Raw genomic sequence first — 16,566 nt, 5'->3', positions numbered from 1 at the left:
GTGAGCGGGTGCTCGACTACATCCGCGATGCCGCGGAGATCTATCGCCAGTCGTTCGCGACCATCCGCGCCGAGGCCGACCTGGCCCGATTCCCCGCCGACGTGGCCCGCGTCGTCGTCCGGTTGATCCACACGTGTGGCCAGGTCGACGTCGCCGAGCACGTCGCGTTCACCGACGACGTCGTCGAGCGCGTCGGCGCGGCCCTGCGCGGCGGCGCCCCGGTGTTGTGCGACTCGTCGATGGTGGCCGCCGGGATCACCACCGCACGGCTGCCCGCCGGCAACGAGGTCGTGTCGCTGGTGGCCGACCCGCGGGCGGCCGAGCTGGCCGCGCGCCGGCAGACCACCCGTTCGGCGGCCGGGGTCGAGCTGTGGGCCGAGCGGCTCGACGGCGCCGTGCTGGCCATCGGCAACGCACCGACGGCCCTGTTCCGGCTGCTCGAGCTGATCGACGAGGGGCTTGCGCCGCCGGCCGGCGTGCTCGGTGGGCCGGTGGGATTCGTCGGGTCGGCGCAGTCCAAACAGGAGCTCGTCGACCGTCCGCGCGGAATGTCGTATCTGGTGGTGCAGGGCCGGCGGGGCGGCAGTGCCATGGCCGCTGCCGCCGTCAACGCGATCGCGAGCGACGCCGAATGACCGCCCGGGGGACGCTGTGGGGCGTCGGGCTGGGACCTGGCGACCCGGAACTGGTGACCGTCAAGGCCGCGCGGGTGATCGGCGAGGCCGACGTGGTCGCCTATCACAGCGCCCGGCACGGTCGCAGCATCGCGCGCGGCATCGCCGAACGGTATCTGCGGCCCGGCCAGATCGAGGAGCACCTGGTCTACCCGGTGACGACCGAGGTGACGGACCATCCGGGCGGCTATGCCGGCGCGCTCGAGGACTTCTACGCCGAGGCCACCGAACGCATCGCCGCCCACCTGGACGGCGGGCGCAACGTGGCTCTGCTGGCCGAGGGCGACCCGCTGTTCTACAGCTCCTACATGCATCTGCACACGCGGCTGACCGAGCGATTCGATGCGGTCATCGTTCCGGGCGTCACGTCGGTGAGCGCGGCCTCGGCGGCCCTGGCGACGCCGCTGGTGGCCGGCGACGAGGTGCTGTCGGTGCTGCCGGGCACGTTGCCGGTCGCCGAACTGACCCGCCGGCTCGCCGACGCCGACGCCGCCGTGGTCCTCAAGTTGGGGCGCTCATATCACGCTGTGCGGGAAGCGCTTTCGGCGTCGGGACAGCTCGACGACACGTTTTATGTCGAACGCGCCAGCAGCGCCGGACAACGCATCCTGCCCGCCGCGGAGGTCGACGAGACCAGCGTGCCGTACTTCTCGCTGGCCATGCTGCCCGGCGGCCGTCGGCTGCACCGGCGCGCCGCCGAGGTGCAGGCGGCGGGCAGCGTCGCGGTGGTGGGCCTGGGCCCCGGCGACGTGGACTGGATGACGCCGCAGAGCCGGCGGGAGCTGGCCGCGGCGACCGACCTGATCGGCTATGCCGGTTACCTGGATCGCGTCCCGGTGCACGAGGGCCAGCAGCGGCACCCCAGCGACAATCGCGACGAGCCCGAGCGCGCGCGGCTGGCCTGCGCGCTGGCCGAGCAGGGCCGGGCCGTGGCGGTGGTGTCGTCGGGCGACCCGGGTGTCTTCGCGATGGCGACCGCGGTGCTGGAAGAGGCCAAACAATGGCCGGGCGTGCAGATCCGGGTGATCCCGGCGATGACCGCGGCCCAGGCGGTGGCCAGCCGGGTCGGCGCGCCCCTGGGCCACGACTACGCGGTGATCTCGCTGTCGGATCGGCTCAAGCCGTGGGAGGTGATCTCCGCGCGGCTTGAGGCCGCCGCGGCCGCCGACCTGGTGCTCGCGATCTACAACCCGGCGTCGAAGACGCGGACCTGGCAGGTCGGTGCGATGCGCGACATTTTGCTGGCCCACCGCGAGCCGGGCACGCCGGTGGTGATCGGCCGCAGCGTGTCGGGCGACGACGAAGACGTCCGCGTCGTCCGGCTGGCCGATCTCAACCCGGCCGAGATCGACATGCGCTGCCTGCTGATCGTCGGGTCATCGCAAACCCAGTGGTACTCAGCCGATTCCACTGAGGACCGGGTCTTCACTCCCCGGCGCTATCAGCCATAGGGCTCAGTCTGATTGCCCTACTCCTCCGCACCCCGCTACGCGGGCTGCATCGTCATAGGGCTCAGTCCGATTGCCCTACTCCTCCGCACCCCACTACGCGGGCTGCATCGTCGTAGGGCTAGTCGCGGTCCCAGGTGCTCGGCATCATCGGCATGCTGGGACCGTCGCTGAATCCGTCCCGGGTCAGCGTCGCCAATCCGGCGGCCCGGGCCGCGTCGGATTTGGCTGCGGCACCGGCGAATCCGAGCGGCCCCGCACTGTCCTCGGAGGGCCGTGCGGCGTCCGGATCCTCGGCATCAACGCCCGGATCCAGATCCTGGTCCAGGTCCATGAATTCGTAGCGGTAGGCGCGTTCGGTGGCGGTTCCGCCGCGGCGCCGACGGGCCCGGGCCTTCTTCTTGGCTGCGGCGGCAGCGGCCGCGCCGGCGGGCGCGTCGAGGTCGTCCGAGGACGGCTCCTCCGACTTGCGCCGTGACCGGCTGCTCGCGCTGCCGCGCGCCGACAGTCCCGACAACCCCACCGCATACAGGGCGTTGGAGAGGCCCGCGCCGATTCCGTCGGTCGCCGTCGGACCGAAGCCCACCCCGGGTCCGCCGCCGACCGGTCCGCCGCCGGCCGACCCGGCAACCGCCGTCGCGGGGGCGGTGGACGGTGCCGACACGTGGCTGACACTGGCGGGCGCGGTGGCAATCGTCGGCGCCGGAGCAACCACCGGTGCGGGCGCCGCCGCGACGGCCGGCAGGGGCGGGGCAGACGCGAGCGGGATCCCGACGCTGATCGCGGTGACCGCCGCAGCCGCCCCACCGGCCGCGGCCGCGCCGATGGCGGCAACGACGACCGGCGCCAGCACCACGGCCATCTGGATCGCCAGCTGGATGAACGGCCAGAAGATCATCAAGGTGTGGAAGATGGCCCAACCCAGCGCCGTCGACAGCGCCGGAGACAGTCCCAGCTGCCCGAAGAACGAGGCGAGACTGTTGACCCACGGCACCGGCGGGAACGGCCACCCACCGGGGTTGAGGTCCTTGGACACCGGCCACGCGAAATTCTGGGTGTACTGCTGCAGCCACTTGGTCAGCTGGTCCATCCAGGACGGGTACTGCGTCGTGGTGGTGGCCTGCTGCTGGGCGCTCGAGGTGTCGGCGTTGTTGAGGTTGGAGCCGGAATCCGTCGCCGGCGCCACGGCGGCCGCTTGCATCGCCGCGGCGCCGGCGGTCCCGGCCTCGGCGCCCGGGACGACGATCGGCGGCGCGGGAGTGGTCGGCGGGACCGCGGCCAGGGCGGCTTCGCTAACGGCTTGGTAGGTGGTCATCGTCGTCGCGGCCTGCACCCACATGCGCGCGTAATCGGCTTCGTTGACGGCGATCGGGATGGTGTTGATGCCGAAGAAGTTCGTGGCGACCAGCGCCCCGTGCACCGCGTGGTTGGCCGTGAGTTCGCCCATCGTGGGCATGGCGGCCAACGCGGCGGTATAGGCGGTGGCCGCGGTCTCGTGCAGGCTGGCCGCGGTCGCGCTCTTGGCCGCGCTCTCCGCCAGCCAGGCCTGGTAGGGAACGTGCGCGGCCACGTACTGGTCGGCGCTGGGCCCGTCCCACGCGCCGGCCTGCACGGCGCCCAGCAACCCGCTGAGCTCGGCCGCCGCGGTCGCGTAGTCGGTGCTCATCGACGACCATGCCGTCGCCGCGGCCAGCAGCGGGGCGGGGCCGGGGCCGCTGCTGAGCAAGGTCGAGTGCACTTCGGGAGGAAACGCGGCAAAGATCGGGGCGGTCATCGTCTAGGGCCTTCAGGCAAGAACACGAATACCTCTTCGGAATCTCGTGGATGGGCTGGCGATGCGTACGACCAGAGGTCGGTTGCGGCGGCCGTTTAGTTCCCCGCCATTTCGTTCGGGTGCCAAAAAGCCGGGCTTCTTTGCGCGCGAACGGTCGTGCTGCAACGATGCAGGGATGCGGTGTGACGTTGCGCGTGAAGCGCTGTCGGCTCGATTGGATGGCGAGCGACCCCAGGTGCTCGCGCAGCAGGTCGACGCCCACCTTGAATCGTGCCGCAGTTGCCGTTCCTGGCTTATCGGGGCGGCGGCGCAGACCCGTCGGTTCGCCTCGGTGGCGCCCGGCGAGGGACCCGACCTGGTCGACAAGATCATGGCCAGCATCGACGACCAAGCCTCCGGACACCCGAGGTGGATGCGCTGGTTGCGGTCGCACTACCGGCGCTGGGGTTTGATCGCGGTGGGCCTGTTCCAGGTGGCGATTGCCGCGGCCCAGATCAGTGGGGTCGATTTCGGCATGGTGTCCGGTCACATGCACGGCGCGATGTCCGGCGAGCACCTGATGCACGAGTCCACGGCGTGGTTGTTGGCGTTGGGCCTGGCGATGGTCGCCGCCGGCGTCTGGCCCGCCTCCGCGTCGGGGGTGGCGGCGATCACCGGCGTGTATTCCGTTGCGCTGCTTGGTTATGTGATTGTCGACGCCTTCGACGGACAGGTCACGGCCACCCGGATCGCCAGCCACATGCCGCTGTTGTTGGGCCTGGCATTCGCGTTGTTGGTGGCGCGCGAGCGCGTGGGCTCGCACCGGCGGCACGGCTCCGATGGCTCGGTCGACGCCGACTATCCCGCCTCGGCGGCCGACCCGTCGAGCGGTCGACGGCGCGGGCACCTGCGGCCGATCAACCACGCCGCCCCCGACCACGCCGCGCCCTCTACGACGACCCGTCGTAGGATCGGAAAACCCGCGCAACTAAGGTGGTTGAGCATGATCGCGCCGAGCGACGACGAGGCGGTAACCGAGCTTGCTTTGTCCGCCGCGCGCGGGAACGCGCGAGCGCTTGAGGCGTTCATCAAAGCCACCCAGCAAGACGTGTGGCGGTTCGTCGCCTACCTCTCCGATGCCGGCAATGCCGACGATCTGACCCAAGAGACTTTCCTGCGCGCCATCGGCGCCATCGAGCGGTTCTCCGGACGCTCGAGCGCCCGGACTTGGCTGCTGTCCATCGCGCGCCGGGTCGTGGCCGATCACATCCGCCAGCTGCAGTCGCGGCCGCGTGCCGCGCTGGGCGCCGATCCCGAACACGTGGTGCGCGGCGACCGCAACGCCCGCGGGTTCGAAGACCTCGTTGAGGTTACGACGATGATCGCCGGCCTCAATCCCGAACAGCGGGAAGCGCTTTTGCTCACCCAGTTGCTCGGGCTGCCTTACGCCGACGCCGCCGCGGTGTGCGGTTGCCCGGTGGGCACCATCCGCTCCCGGGTCGCGCGCGCCCGCGATGCGTTGCTGGCCGACGGCGAGCGCAGCGACCTAACCGGCTAGCGCGCCAACCCATTCCGCGGCGTCGGCCACGGTGCCGACGGTGGTGACGCCTTCGGGTAGCGGCGGGCGCGCCACCATCACCACCGGCACCTCGAGCGCGGCGGCGGCATCCAGTTTGGCCCGCGTCATCTGCCCCCCGCTGTTCTTGGTGACGAGCGCGTCGATGCGGTGCTCGCGCAACAGCGCGACTTCCTCGTCGTAGCGGTACGGGCCACGCGAGAGCACCAGCCGGTGATGACGCGGCAGCGAGGCGCTGTCGGGTTCGGTGACCGCCCGGATCAAAAACCACGCGTCGCTGCCGGCGAAGGCGTGGACGCCGGAGCGACCGGTGGTGAGGAATATGCGCGAATAGCCCTGCCGGGCAACCGTTTGCGCCGCATGCGTGTCCGACCCGACGACAAGTGCCTCGCCGGGATCCCAGGCCGGGCGCGCCAGGATCAGATGAGGTATCCGCAATTGGCCGCATGCGGTGGCGGCGTGCGCCGTCATGGTGGCCGCGAACGGGTGGGTGGCGTCGACGACGGCGTCGATGCCTTCGTCGCGCAGCCAGCGCCGCAGGCCGTCCACGCCGCCGAAGCCGCCGATGCGCACGGGGCCGACGGGCAGCGCCGGGTCCGGCACCCGGCCCGCCAGGGAGCTGATGACGTCGACGCGGGGGTGCAGGGTTTTCGCCAGCGCGCGCGCCTCGCCGGTGCCGCCGAGCAGCAAGACGCGCATCAATGCCTGCTCCCCCGGGCCCGCCCGGTCGAATACAGATAGCTGTCGGTGAATTCCCCCGCGGTCAGCGCGTCGCCGACGACGATGACCGCGGTCTTGGTGATGTCGGCCTCGTGCATCTGGGCGGCGATGTCGGCAAGCGTGCCGCGCAGCACCGTCTCCTGCGGCCAGCTCGCGAAAGCCACGACGGCGACGGGTGTTTCGCGGCGGTAGCCGCCGTCGAGCAGTTGCGGAACGATGGCGTCGATCTGGGCGGCCGCCAGATGCAGGACCAGGGTGGCGCCGGATCGGGCGAGCGTCGCCAGGTCTTCGCCGGGCGGCATCGCGGTCGACAGGGTCGCCACCCGGGTCAGCGTCACCGTCTGCGCGACGCCGGGGACGGTGAGCTCGCGCTTCAGGGCGGCCGCAGCGGCGGCGAAAGCCGGTACGCCCGGCACGATTTCGTAGTCGATGCCCAGCGCGTCGAGTCGGCGGCACTGTTCGGCCAGCGCGCTGTACAGCGACGGGTCGCCGGAGTGCAGCCGCGCCACGTCGTGTCCTGCGGCATGCGCGTCACGTAGTTCGGCGATGATCTGTTCCAGCGTGAGCGGGCCCGTGTCAACGATTTTCGCGTCCTTAGAGCAGAGCGCCAGCAGGTCGTCGGGCATGATTGACCCGGCGTACAGGCACACGGGGCAGGTTCGGAGGAGCCGTTGACCGCGGACGGTGATCAGGTCGGCGGCGCCCGGCCCGGCGCCGATGAAATATACCGTCATTTGGTCATCACCCACTGGGTGACCGGGTAGTGCGGCTGCCAGCCCGTGAAGGCGCCCAGGGCCTTGCCGTGATAGTGCTGGAAGCGTCGCAGCTCACCGCCGAGGCGCGTATATGCCTGTGTGACAGCGGCTTCCGATTCGGTGGTGACCATGTTAGCGACAAGCCGCCCGCCGGCGGGCAGGTGGTCGAGACAGGCGTCGAGCAGGCCGGGCTGGGTCAGGCCGCCGCCGATGAAGATCGCCGACGGCGGCGCGGCGCCGTCAAAGGCCTCGGGGGCGTCGCCGCGCACCTCGATGCCGACGCCGAAAGCCGCGGCATTGCGCTCAAGGTTGTGACGGCGTTGTTCGTCGCGTTCGAAGGCTATTGCGCCGCAACCCGGTCCGCTCAGGCACCACTCGACGCCGATGCTGCCCGAGGCCGCGCCGACGTCCCATAACCGCTCCCCCGGCCGCGGCGCCAGGGCGGCCAGCGTCACCGCGCGGATCCCGAGTTTGGTGATCTGGCCGTCGTGGGTGAATGCGTCGTCGGGTATTGGGGAGACGCGTTCGTCGGGCAGGTAGCGCACGGCGATCACGTTGAGGTCGTCGACGTGGCCGGGCGCGCCGCCGGCCCAGTCGCGGGCGGTGCCGTCGCGGCGGTGTTCGTCTGGGCCGCCGAGCCTTTCGAGCACGGTGAGCTGCGAATCACCGCGGCCGTGCGCGTTGAGCAGGGTGGCCAGCTCGGTGGGTGTGGATCTGCCTTGCGACAACACGATCGCCTGCCCGCCGCGGCGCACCGCGGTGTGCGGTTGCGCGGTGACAAGGCTGATCACCTCGGTGTCGTGGACGTTCCAGCCCATCCGCGCGCACGCCAGTGTCACCGAGGACACGTGCGGCAGCACCCGTACCTTCTCGGGGCCGTGTAGGCGGATGAGCGTGCCGCCGATGCCGTGCAGCAGCGGGTCGCCGCTGGCCACCACGTGGATGTCGTCGTCCATGGGCAGCGCTTTCAGGGCGGGCAGCATCGGCGAGGGCCACTCCCGGCGGCGCGCGGGCACCGTGTCGTCGAGCACGTTAAGTTGGCGCTGGGAGCCGTAAATAACTGTGGCCCTTCGTAATTCGGCTCGCGATGCTTCGGCGAGACCGGCCATGCCGTCGGCGCCGATACCGACGACGACGATCACGAGCGCGGCCCCTCATCGCCGCGGGCGCGCATCATCGCGGCATCCTGCGCCAGAGGAACGCGGGCACCAATCGCATCACGGCGGCCGCGGGTCCCAGCGCCCATGGGATCCACACGGTGCGCCGGCCTTTCGCCAGCGCCCGCGCGGTCGCGGCGGCCACCTTCGTGGGCGTGCTGGGCAGGGGCGCGGGCGTCATGCCTTCCGTCATACGCCCGATGACGAATCCCGGGCGGGCGATCAGCACCCGCACCCCGGTGCCGTGCAGCGCGTCGGCCAGACCGTTGGCGAAGCCGTCCAGGCCGGCTTTGGCCGAGCCGTAGACGTAGTTGGCGCGCCGCACCCGGGCACCGGCGATCGAGGAGAACACCACCAGTCGGCCTTTGCCGGCGTTGCGCATGGCGGCGGCGAGGTGGGTGAGCATGCTGACCTGGGCGACGTAATCGGTGTGCACGACGGCGACCGCGTGCGCGGCGTCGGTCTCGGCGCGAGCCTGGTCGCCCAGGATTCCGAAGGCCAGCACCGCGGTGCCGATGGGCCCGTGGTCGGCGACGACCGAGGCGACCAGGGCGGCGTGCGAGGCCAGGTCGTCGGCGTCGAATTCCCTGGTGTCGACCGCGGCGGCGCCGGCCGCTTTGAGCGCGCTGACCTGGTCAGCGAGCTGATCGGCGCGGCGCGCGGCCAGCACCACCGTCGCCCCGGGGGCCAGGCGTCGCGCCAACTCGACCCCGATTTCGCTGCGTCCGCCCAGGATTAGTACTGGACCCGCGCCCGTGTCGTCCACGGCTGCGATTATTACCTGCGCTAGCGTGAGCGGTGATGGCGAATACCACGACCCGACTAACCGACGAGGCCCTCGCGTTTCTGTCGGAACGCCATCTGGCCATGCTCACCACGTTGCGAGCCGACAATTCGCCGCACGTGGTGGCAGTCGGCTTCACCTTCGACCCCAGGACGCACATCGCGCGGGTCATCACCACCGGCGGGTCCCAGAAGGCGGTCAACGCCGATCGCGGCGGGCTGGCCGTGCTGAGCCAGGTCGACGGCGCGCGCTGGCTGTCGCTGGAGGGCCGGTCCAAGGTGAACAGCGACGCCGACGCGGTGCGCGACGCCGAGTTGCGCTACGCCCAGCGCTACCGCACGCCGCGCCCCAACCCGCGGCGCGTGGTCATCGAGGTTCAGGTGGAGCGGGTGCTCGGGTCGTCGGATCTTTTGGACCGGGGCGCGTAAGAGCGCCGAGACGGATCGCCTCGGATCTCGCCGCGACCGACCGACGGCGACTGTGTTCGGCCTTCACACCGGAGTTCCGCGATTATTGCCTGGTTGTTGTAGCAGTAGGTCGTCATGCTCATGCCTGCGGCAAGCTTCTACGAATTGAATTGCCGCTCCGCTGTCGCGTAGAAACTCGTGGTATTGACTCGGCGTGAGCTCGTAATATTCTTCGTAGTCAACGATTCCGTTGCTCACAGGTATGGAAGCGTAGTATCGACCCGACATCGTCTCGACGCCGATCGAATACCTATCGTCTCGCGAAAAGTAGGTGTCGTCATATTTCATTACATTTTTTCTAGGTCAGCCGGGCCGGACTACGCCTAGGCCGCCGGTGCGATAACTTGGTCTAGCAGTTTGCCGATCGCAGCATCCGTTAACGAAGATTCCATCCAACGCATCGGCCAATCTCATGCAACGCTTCCTGGGATAACTCTGGATGCTTTTGATGGAATCGTCGGAGGATATCGTTCACGCCCTCCGCTAACGTCATATTGCCCCACTCGATCGGCATGCCAACTGCCTCACGCACCAGTGCGGAAATACGCGAAACCAGCAATTCGGCTTGCGATGGCCCGTACACCTCCAGCACCTTCTGTTTGTCGATATGAGGAACGGTGGTGTCGCTGATGGCCACGACAATTGCGGCGCTAATGTCGGCCGGATCCATCCTCGGCTCCTTCATCGCTCGAAAACCGTTGTTTCAGCACCTGTTTCGGGATCGATGATCACGATCTTGGTGACACGTGGATTGTCCATGAGTCGTGGAAGCTCGACCGTTTTCCACCCCTTTGGCCGCCGCGGCGAAGCCACGCCAACGAGATGTGGCCGCACGCAAACCCGCTACATCGCCGTCGGGCCACAACTCGAGAACAAACGACTGCACGACCGCCCACAGCATCGGTGGCGGCTAGCCGGGCCCCATCGTTCCCGGGGCTTTGGGCGCGGCGAGCTCGGCCGGCGGAGATGGCGACTGCAATACGCCGCCACCGCCGCCCAGCGTCGAAGCCGCGTCGACGTTCGAATAGTTCGCCGCGCCCTGCTGGATGATGGCCCCGCATTTCCGGCACGCGTTGACGGCCGCCGCCGCCGCTTTCAGCAGCGATTCCGCCGTGTCTTGATACCCCAAGCCGAACACCTCGCCGGCGCGGTCCACCCCGGTGTGGGCCGACAAACCAGCGGTCAGGATGGCCAGACTCGCGGCAAGGCCATCACCAGCGGCAACCACCGCGCTGCCCGCGGCGTACATCGCCTCCGGATCAACGGCCAAGGGAGCCACACGGGAAATTTTCGCTCAGGCCCGTCCGGCGACGCTACTCACCCAATGATCGCTGCCGCCAAGCTAGCCGCGCCCCCGAGCCGCCACAACTCAGGCATCCACAGCGTCAGCCGACCGGAACGACGATCAGTTCGTGCGGCCGGTTGTTGACGGTCAGGGCGCCGTCCTCGGTCACGACGACGATGTCCTCGATGCGCGCGCCCCAGCGGCCTGGGAAATAGATGCCCGGCTCGATGGAAAACGCCATGCCCGCGGTCAACGGGAGGTCGTTTCCGGCGACGATGTAGGGCTCTTCGTGCACCGACAAGCCGATGCCGTGCCCGGTGCGGTGCACGAAATAGTCGGCGAGTCCTTCGGCGGCCAGCACATCGCGGGCGGCCGCGTCGACCTGCTCGGCCGTCACGCCCGGGCGTACCGCCTCATAAGCGGCGCGCTGGGCGCGCTGCAGCACCGAATACTGTTCAACCACTTCTGGATTCGGCTCACCGATGCTGTAGGTGCGCGTCGAATCGGAGTTGTACCCGGGTTCATAGGCGCCGCCGATGTCGACAACGACGATGTCACCGGCCTGCAGTTCGCGATCCGAATACCCGTGATGCGGGTCGGCGCCGTGCGGCCCGGATCCGACGATGATGAACGCCACCTCCGAATGCCCTTCGGCCACAATGGCGTCCGCGATGTCGGCGGCGACGTCGGCCTCGGTGCGGCCGGGCACCAAAAACTCCGGCACCCGGGCGTGCACCCGATCGATGGCCGCGCCGGCTTTGCGCAGCGCGTCGACTTCGCACTCCTCCTTGACCATTCGCAGCGTGCGCAACACGTCGGTGGCCAGCACCGGCAGCGCGCCGAGCACACCGGCCAGCGGGAGCAGATGCAGCGCCGGCATGGAATCGGTCACGGCGGTCGCGGCGGGAGCACCGCCCAGCCCGGCGCCCACCAGATCGTAGGGATTGTCGCCGTCGACCCAATCGACCACCGCCAGGCCGAGTTCGGCGATGGCCGACCCCTTCAGCGAGGCCAGCTCCAGTCGCGGCACCACCACCGTCGGGTCACCGGACGCGGGCAACACCAGCGCGGTGAGCCGCTCCAAGGTCTGGGCGCGCGACCCGACCAGGTAGCGCAGGTCATACCCCGGCGTGATCACCAGCCCGGCCAGACCCGCATCGGCGGCCGCGGCAGCGGCCGCGGCCAATCGACGGGCATACACGGCTGCGTCGAAGCGGTGTGACTCCATGGCAGTCAGGCTAACCCGCCCGCCGAACGTCGACTTGTTGCGCCGATTTCGCCCGTGGGCCGACAACAACTCGACGTTCGACGGGGTGGAGTCGCCCGGCCGACAACAAGTCGACGTTCGACGGCGTGAGACCATATGCGGCATGCCAGGACCACTAGTGCTGCTCGATGGCGCCAGCATGTGGTTCCGTTCGTATTTCGGGGTCCCGTCCTCGATCACCGCCCCAGACGGCCGGCCCGTCAACGCGGTTCGCGGATTCATCGATTCCGTCGCCTTCGTGATTACCCAACAGCGACCAAGCCGGCTGGTGGTCTGCCTGGACCTGGATTGGCGGCCGCAGTTCAGGGTCGACCTCGTGCCGTCCTACAAGGCCCACCGCGTGGCCGAGCCCGAGCCGCCGGGCGAACCGGACATCGAGGAGGTCCCCGACGACCTGACGCCCCAGATAGACATGATCGCCGAATTGCTTGACGCCTTCGGGATTCCGACGGCGGGCGCGGAGGGTTTCGAGGCCGACGACGTGCTCGGCACGTTGGCGGCGCGGGAACGCGACGACCCGGTCGTGGTGGTCAGCGGTGACCGCGACCTGATGCAGGTGGTGTCGGACGATCCGGTCCCGGTGCGGGTGCTCTACCTCGGCCGCGGGCTGAGCAAAGCCACGTTGTTCGGGCCCGCCGAGGTGGCCGAGCACTACGGCGTGCCGGTCGAGCGGGCCGGGCCCGCCTACGCCGAACTCGCGTTGCTGCGCGGCGACCCGTCCGACGGCCTACCGGGCGTCCCGGGCGTCGGCGAGAAGACCGCGGCCTCATTGCTGGCCCAGCACGGCTCGCTGGAACAGATCCTGGCCGCCGCCCACGATCCGAAGTCGAAGATGCCCAAGGGCCTGCGGGCGAAACTGCTGGGCGCGCTGGACTACATCGAGGCGGCCGGCGACGTGGTGCGGGTGGCCACCGACGCGCACGTCACGTTTTCGACGGCCAGCGACGAACTACCGCTGGTCGCGGCCGATCCGCAACGAACCGCCAAGCTGGCGACCGAACTGGGCGTCGGATCGTCGGTCGCGCGCCTGCAGAAAGCGCTCGACGCGCTGCCGACCTGAGGGTCCGCTACTGAGGGCGGCCGACCTCGTAGGTGCCCTTGTTGTCCTGGAACGTCACCGTCACGTGCTTCGGCGCGCCGTCGATGCTGACGTCGCAGTCGAACGTGGCGCCCTTCTTGACGGTCGGGTTTTGGCCGTGGTTGCACTTGACGTCCTTGACGTTCTTGGCGCCGTAGCCGTTCGTTTCGTCGCTGAGGACCTGCTGAACCCCGGCCTGCGCCTTGCTGACGTCGAGCTTGGTGGTGACGAAGAAGCCCGGCTGCCAGAATCCCAGCACCAGCACGACGACGACGAGCAGCAACGCGATGCCGCCGCCCACGCCGGCGATCAGCCCAACCGGTCGCTTCTTGCCAGGCTGCTCATAGGGCGGGTACTGCTGCGGGTACTGGCCCGGCTGGCCGTATTGACCGTACTGCCCGTATTGACCCGGCGGTGGGTATTGGCCCGGCTGCCCGTACTGGCCGGGCTGCGGGTACTGGCCCGGCTGCCCGTACTGACCCGGCTGGGCGTATTGACCCGGCTGACCGTACTGCCCGGGCTGGGCATAGCCCGGCTGCTGGGGGTACTGCTGCGGATAGGCCTGTTCAGCCGGCTGCTGGTACTGCGGGTATTCGGCCGGCGGCGTGTAGGCGGGCGCCTGCCACGAGGCCTCCTGGGTCTGCTGGTCGTGCCAGGACGGCGCCACCTGGGTCGGGTCCGACGAGTGGTCGCTGCCTTGACCTTGGCCGGGCGGTTGCCACTGCTGGTCCGATCCCTGCGGTCCGCTCATCTTTCTCCTCAGCCCCTTGTGTCTCGGCATGAACTATCGGCGTTTAACGGTAGCTCCGGCCTAGCCTACCCGGCGTCAACTGCAACGACGCCGCGCCGAATGTCGTTGATGGCCCGCTTCGCGGTGGCCCGAACCTCGGCGTCCGGGGCGGCGTTGCGCACCTGGTCCAGCAGGTCAAGCGCCTGCCGGCACCAGCGCACGAAATCGCCCGCCAGCAGGGGCGAGCCGCTGCCCGCCGGGTCGGCCGCCGCCAGCGCCGCGGCCAGATCACCGGTCCGGGCCCAACGGTAGATGACGTTGACGAAGCCGTCGTCGGGTTCGCGGCTCGGGGCGATCCGGTGCGTCTGCTCGTCGGCGCGCAACGCCATCGACAGCCGCGACGTCTGCTGCAACGCCTGGCGTAGTGGCTGCGTGGGGGCGTCGGCGGCAAATGCCGCGCCCGGCCCGTCCCCGCCCCGGCTCTCGTACAGCACCGACGAGACCACCGCCGCCAGCTCGGCGGGCTTCAAACCGGACCACGCGCCGGTGCGCAGGCATTCGGCGACCAGCAGATCGCTTTCGCTGTAGATGCGCGCCAGCAGCCGCCCGTCGTCGGTGACCCGGGGATCGCCGTCGCCGCCTTCGATGAAGCCACGCTCGGTGAGCAGCCCGACGATCCGATCGAAGGTCCGGGCCAGCGAATTGGTCGCTGCCGCAACCTTTTTCTCCAATTGCGCGTTGTCGCGTTCGATCCGCAGGTAGCGCTCGGCCTGGCGGACCTGTTCTTCCCGGCCGGGCGTGTTGTGCGACGGGTGCCGCCGCAGCTGTTCGCGCAGCTTCGCCAGCTCGGGGTCATGAAATTCGCCGTCGGCGTCCCCGCGGCCGCGGCGCTTCGCCGGAATGGCCAGCCCGGCGGCGACCGACCGCAGCGCCGACGCCAGATCGCGGCGGACGCGCGGCTGCCGGTGCTCGACCCGCTTCGGCAGGGGCATCGACCCGACCGGCGCCGACATGCCCGAATAGTCGGCCGAGGAAATCCTTCCCGCCCAACGATTTTCGGTGAGCACCAGCGGCCGCGGGTCGGAGCTGTCGCGGGCGGATTCCAGCACCACGGCCAGCCCACCGCGCCGGCCGTGGGCGATGTTGATGATGTCGCCCCGGCGCAGCGCGGCCAGCGCGTCGGTGGCCGCCTGCCGGCGTTGCAATCGCGAGGCACGCGACTGGGCGCGCTCCATCTCGGAGATGCGCGCGCGCATCCGGGCGTACTCGAGGATCGGCGCCTTGGGGCCGCCCAGCTCGCCGGCGATCTCGCCCAGCATCGCGTCGCCCCGCTCGATGCCGCGCACCAGCCCGACGACGGAACGGTCGGCCTGATACTGCGCAAATGACTGCTCCAGCAAGCGATGTGCTTGCTCGGGGCCCATCTGCTGCACGAGGTTGATCGTCATGTTGTACGACGGGGCGAACGAACTGCGCAGCGGGAAGGTGCGGGTGGAGGCCAGCCCGGCGACCGCGGAGGGTTCGGTGGTTTCTTCGGTGGGATTCCAGAGCACCACCGCGTGGCCCTCGACATCGATGCCGCGCCGCCCGGCGCGCCCGGTCAACTGGGTGTACTCCCCCGGCGTCAGCGCCACGTGCTGCTCGCCGTTGAACTTGACCAGCCGCTCGAGCACCACGGTGCGGGCGGGCATGTTGATCCCCAGCGCCAATGTCTCGGTGGCGAACACGGCCCGCACCAGCCCGGCGGTGAACAGCTCTTCGACCGTGTGCCGGAAGGCGGGCAACATGCCGGCGTGGTGGGCGGCCAAACCGCGCAGCAGCCCCTCGCGCCACTCGTAGTAGCCGAGCACGGCCAGGTCGGCGTCGGCGAGATCGCCGCAGCGGTGCTCGATCACCTCCGCGATCTGCGCCCGCTCTTCCTGAGTGGTCAGCTGCAGGGGCGAACGCAGGCATTGCTGGACGGCGGCGTCACAGCCGGCCCGCGAGAACACGAACGTGATCGCCGGCAGCAGCCCTTCGGCATCCAGGCTCGCGATCACGTCCGGACGCGCCGGCGTGCGGTAGAGCCGGGGCCGGCCCGACCGCGCTGGCGGACGCCCGCGTCCGGCACTTCGCCGCGGCTGCCAATCCGACATCCGATCCGCCTCGCGGCGATGGGTGATGTGCCGCAACAGATCCGGGTTGACGCGCGGCTCGCGCGGGGCGCCCGGCTGCTCGGGGGTGTCCGAATGCCGGTAATCGAAGAGGTCGAAAAGGCGCTTGCCCACCAACACGTGTTGCCAGAGCGGCACCGGCCGGTGTTCGTCGACGACGACCGTCGTATCGCCGCGCACGGTCTGGATCCAGCCGCCGAACTCCTCGGCGTTGCTCACCGTCGCCGACAGGCTGACCACGCGGACTTCGTCCGGCAGGTGCAGGATCACCTCTTCCCACACCGGGCCCCGCATCCGGTCGGCCAGGAAGTGCACTTCGTCCATTACCACGTAGGAAAGGCCCTGCAGCGCAGGCGAATCCGCGTAGAGCATGTTGCGCAGCACCTCGGTCGTCATGACCACGACGGGCGCATCGGCGTTTACCGACATGTCCCCGGTGAGCAGGCCGATGCGGTCGCGGCCGTAGCGCGCCGTCAGGTCGGTGTGCTTCTGGTTGCTCAGCGCTTTGAGCGGCGTGGTGTAGAAGCACTTGCCGCCGGCCGCCAGCGCCAGGTGTACCGCGAATTCCCCGACGACGGTCTTGCCGGCGCCGGTCGGCGCGCAGACCAGCACGCCGTGGCCGCGTTCGAGCGCCACACACGCCCGATGCTGAAAGCCGTCGAGCGCGAAGGGCAGATCCATGGCGAATCGGGTGAGTTCGACCAGCTCCGCCACCTCAT

General features: G+C 69.7%; 16 protein-coding genes and 1 pseudogene. 6 read left to right on the top strand and 11 right to left on the bottom strand.

The window, feature by feature from the left end:
• The first annotated feature begins 8 nt into the window (after window positions 1-8).
• Together W7U_RS07120 and W7U_RS07115 are read left to right on the top strand one after the other, a co-directional pair.
• The gene (locus W7U_RS07120) at window positions 9-635 is read left to right on the top strand and encodes a precorrin-8X methylmutase (protein WP_008256356.1); all 627 of its coding nucleotides are present in this window, start codon (window positions 9-11) and stop codon (window positions 633-635) included.
• A complete protein-coding gene (locus W7U_RS07115; protein ID WP_008256354.1) occupies window positions 632-2,125 on the top strand; it encodes a precorrin-2 C(20)-methyltransferase in 1,494 nt (497 codons plus the stop codon). The genes W7U_RS07120 and W7U_RS07115 overlap by 4 nt, the downstream gene beginning before the upstream one ends.
• Before the next feature lie 118 nt (window positions 2,126-2,243).
• On the opposite strand, the gene W7U_RS07110 is transcribed toward W7U_RS07115, so the two are convergent.
• The gene (locus W7U_RS07110; protein ID WP_008256352.1) at window positions 2,244-3,896 is read right to left on the bottom strand and encodes a PPE domain-containing protein; all 1,653 of its coding nucleotides are present in this window, start codon (window positions 3,894-3,896) and stop codon (window positions 2,244-2,246) included.
• Between the two features lie 61 nt (window positions 3,897-3,957).
• Here W7U_RS07110 and W7U_RS26890 point away from each other — a divergent pair.
• Window positions 3,958-4,752 (top strand): annotated as a pseudogene (locus W7U_RS26890) (DUF2275 domain-containing protein); the annotation flags it as partial.
• Between the two features lie 126 nt (window positions 4,753-4,878).
• Complete coding sequence (gene sigC / locus W7U_RS26715; protein ID WP_225337380.1) at window positions 4,879-5,433, top strand: RNA polymerase sigma factor SigC; 555 nt, start codon at window positions 4,879-4,881, stop codon at window positions 5,431-5,433.
• On the opposite strand, the gene W7U_RS07100 is transcribed toward sigC, so the two are convergent.
• The 4 genes from W7U_RS07100 to W7U_RS07085 are packed head-to-tail and all read right to left on the bottom strand — an operon-like array spanning window position 5,422 to window position 8,849.
• Window positions 5,422-6,150 carry a cobalt-precorrin-6A reductase gene (locus tag W7U_RS07100; RefSeq protein ID WP_008256348.1) on the bottom strand — a complete coding sequence of 243 codons (729 nt, stop codon included), beginning with the start codon at window positions 6,148-6,150 and terminating at the stop codon, window positions 5,422-5,424. The genes sigC and W7U_RS07100 overlap by 12 nt on opposite strands.
• Window positions 6,150-6,905 (bottom strand): precorrin-4 C(11)-methyltransferase, encoded by a 756-nt coding sequence (cobM, locus tag W7U_RS07095; protein WP_008256346.1) that lies wholly within the window; start codon window positions 6,903-6,905, stop codon window positions 6,150-6,152. The genes W7U_RS07100 and cobM overlap by 1 nt, the downstream gene beginning before the upstream one ends.
• Window positions 6,902-8,068, bottom strand: a complete 1,167-nt coding sequence (locus W7U_RS07090) for a bifunctional cobalt-precorrin-7 (C(5))-methyltransferase/cobalt-precorrin-6B (C(15))-methyltransferase (RefSeq protein ID WP_008256345.1) — start codon at window positions 8,066-8,068, stop codon at window positions 6,902-6,904. The genes cobM and W7U_RS07090 overlap by 4 nt, the downstream gene beginning before the upstream one ends.
• A 31-nt stretch (window positions 8,069-8,099) precedes the next feature.
• The gene (locus W7U_RS07085; RefSeq protein WP_008256344.1) at window positions 8,100-8,849 is read right to left on the bottom strand and encodes an SDR family NAD(P)-dependent oxidoreductase; all 750 of its coding nucleotides are present in this window, start codon (window positions 8,847-8,849) and stop codon (window positions 8,100-8,102) included.
• 35 nt (window positions 8,850-8,884) lie between these two features.
• Between W7U_RS07085 and W7U_RS07080 the strand changes: the two genes are divergently transcribed.
• Complete coding sequence (locus tag W7U_RS07080; RefSeq protein ID WP_008256343.1) at window positions 8,885-9,295, top strand: F420-dependent biliverdin reductase; 411 nt, start codon at window positions 8,885-8,887, stop codon at window positions 9,293-9,295.
• A 63-nt stretch (window positions 9,296-9,358) separates the two neighbouring features.
• On the opposite strand, the gene W7U_RS25360 is transcribed toward W7U_RS07080, so the two are convergent.
• The 4 genes from W7U_RS25360 to W7U_RS07065 all read right to left on the bottom strand — a co-directional run bounded on the left by W7U_RS25360 (window position 9,359) and on the right by W7U_RS07065 (window position 11,847).
• A complete protein-coding gene (locus tag W7U_RS25360) occupies window positions 9,359-9,622 on the bottom strand; it encodes a hypothetical protein (protein WP_080687334.1) in 264 nt (87 codons plus the stop codon).
• An 88-nt stretch (window positions 9,623-9,710) separates the two neighbouring features.
• Entirely contained in the window at window positions 9,711-10,004 is a 294-nt protein-coding gene (locus W7U_RS07075) for a hypothetical protein (RefSeq protein ID WP_014711543.1), read from the bottom strand.
• Window positions 10,005-10,244: 240 nt separating this feature from the next.
• A complete protein-coding gene (locus tag W7U_RS07070; protein ID WP_225337376.1) occupies window positions 10,245-10,613 on the bottom strand; it encodes a hypothetical protein in 369 nt (122 codons plus the stop codon).
• A 106-nt stretch (window positions 10,614-10,719) separates the two neighbouring features.
• Window positions 10,720-11,847 (bottom strand): Xaa-Pro peptidase family protein, encoded by a 1,128-nt coding sequence (locus W7U_RS07065; RefSeq protein ID WP_008256333.1) that lies wholly within the window; start codon window positions 11,845-11,847, stop codon window positions 10,720-10,722.
• A gap of 142 nt (window positions 11,848-11,989) precedes the next feature.
• On the opposite strand from W7U_RS07065, the gene W7U_RS07060 reads away from it, so the two are divergent.
• Complete coding sequence (locus W7U_RS07060) at window positions 11,990-12,946, top strand: 5'-3' exonuclease (protein ID WP_008256332.1); 957 nt, start codon at window positions 11,990-11,992, stop codon at window positions 12,944-12,946.
• A 7-nt stretch (window positions 12,947-12,953) separates the two neighbouring features.
• Here the strand turns inward: W7U_RS07060 and W7U_RS07055 are convergent, their stop codons facing one another.
• Window positions 12,954-13,715: a DUF4333 domain-containing protein gene (locus W7U_RS07055; protein WP_008256331.1), complete on the bottom strand. Its 762-nt coding sequence runs from the start codon at window positions 13,713-13,715 to the stop codon at window positions 12,954-12,956.
• Between the two features lie 65 nt (window positions 13,716-13,780).
• Window positions 13,781-16,561, bottom strand: a complete 2,781-nt coding sequence (locus W7U_RS07050) for an RNA helicase (RefSeq protein ID WP_008256325.1) — start codon at window positions 16,559-16,561, stop codon at window positions 13,781-13,783.
• Window positions 16,562-16,566: the final 5 nt, after the last annotated feature.

The sequence above is a fragment of the Mycobacterium sp. H4Y genome (assembly GCF_000364405.1).
GTDB classification, from domain to species: domain Bacteria; phylum Actinomycetota; class Actinomycetes; order Mycobacteriales; family Mycobacteriaceae; genus Mycobacterium; species Mycobacterium intracellulare.
This window is presented reverse-complemented; position numbering and strand designations above follow the sequence as displayed.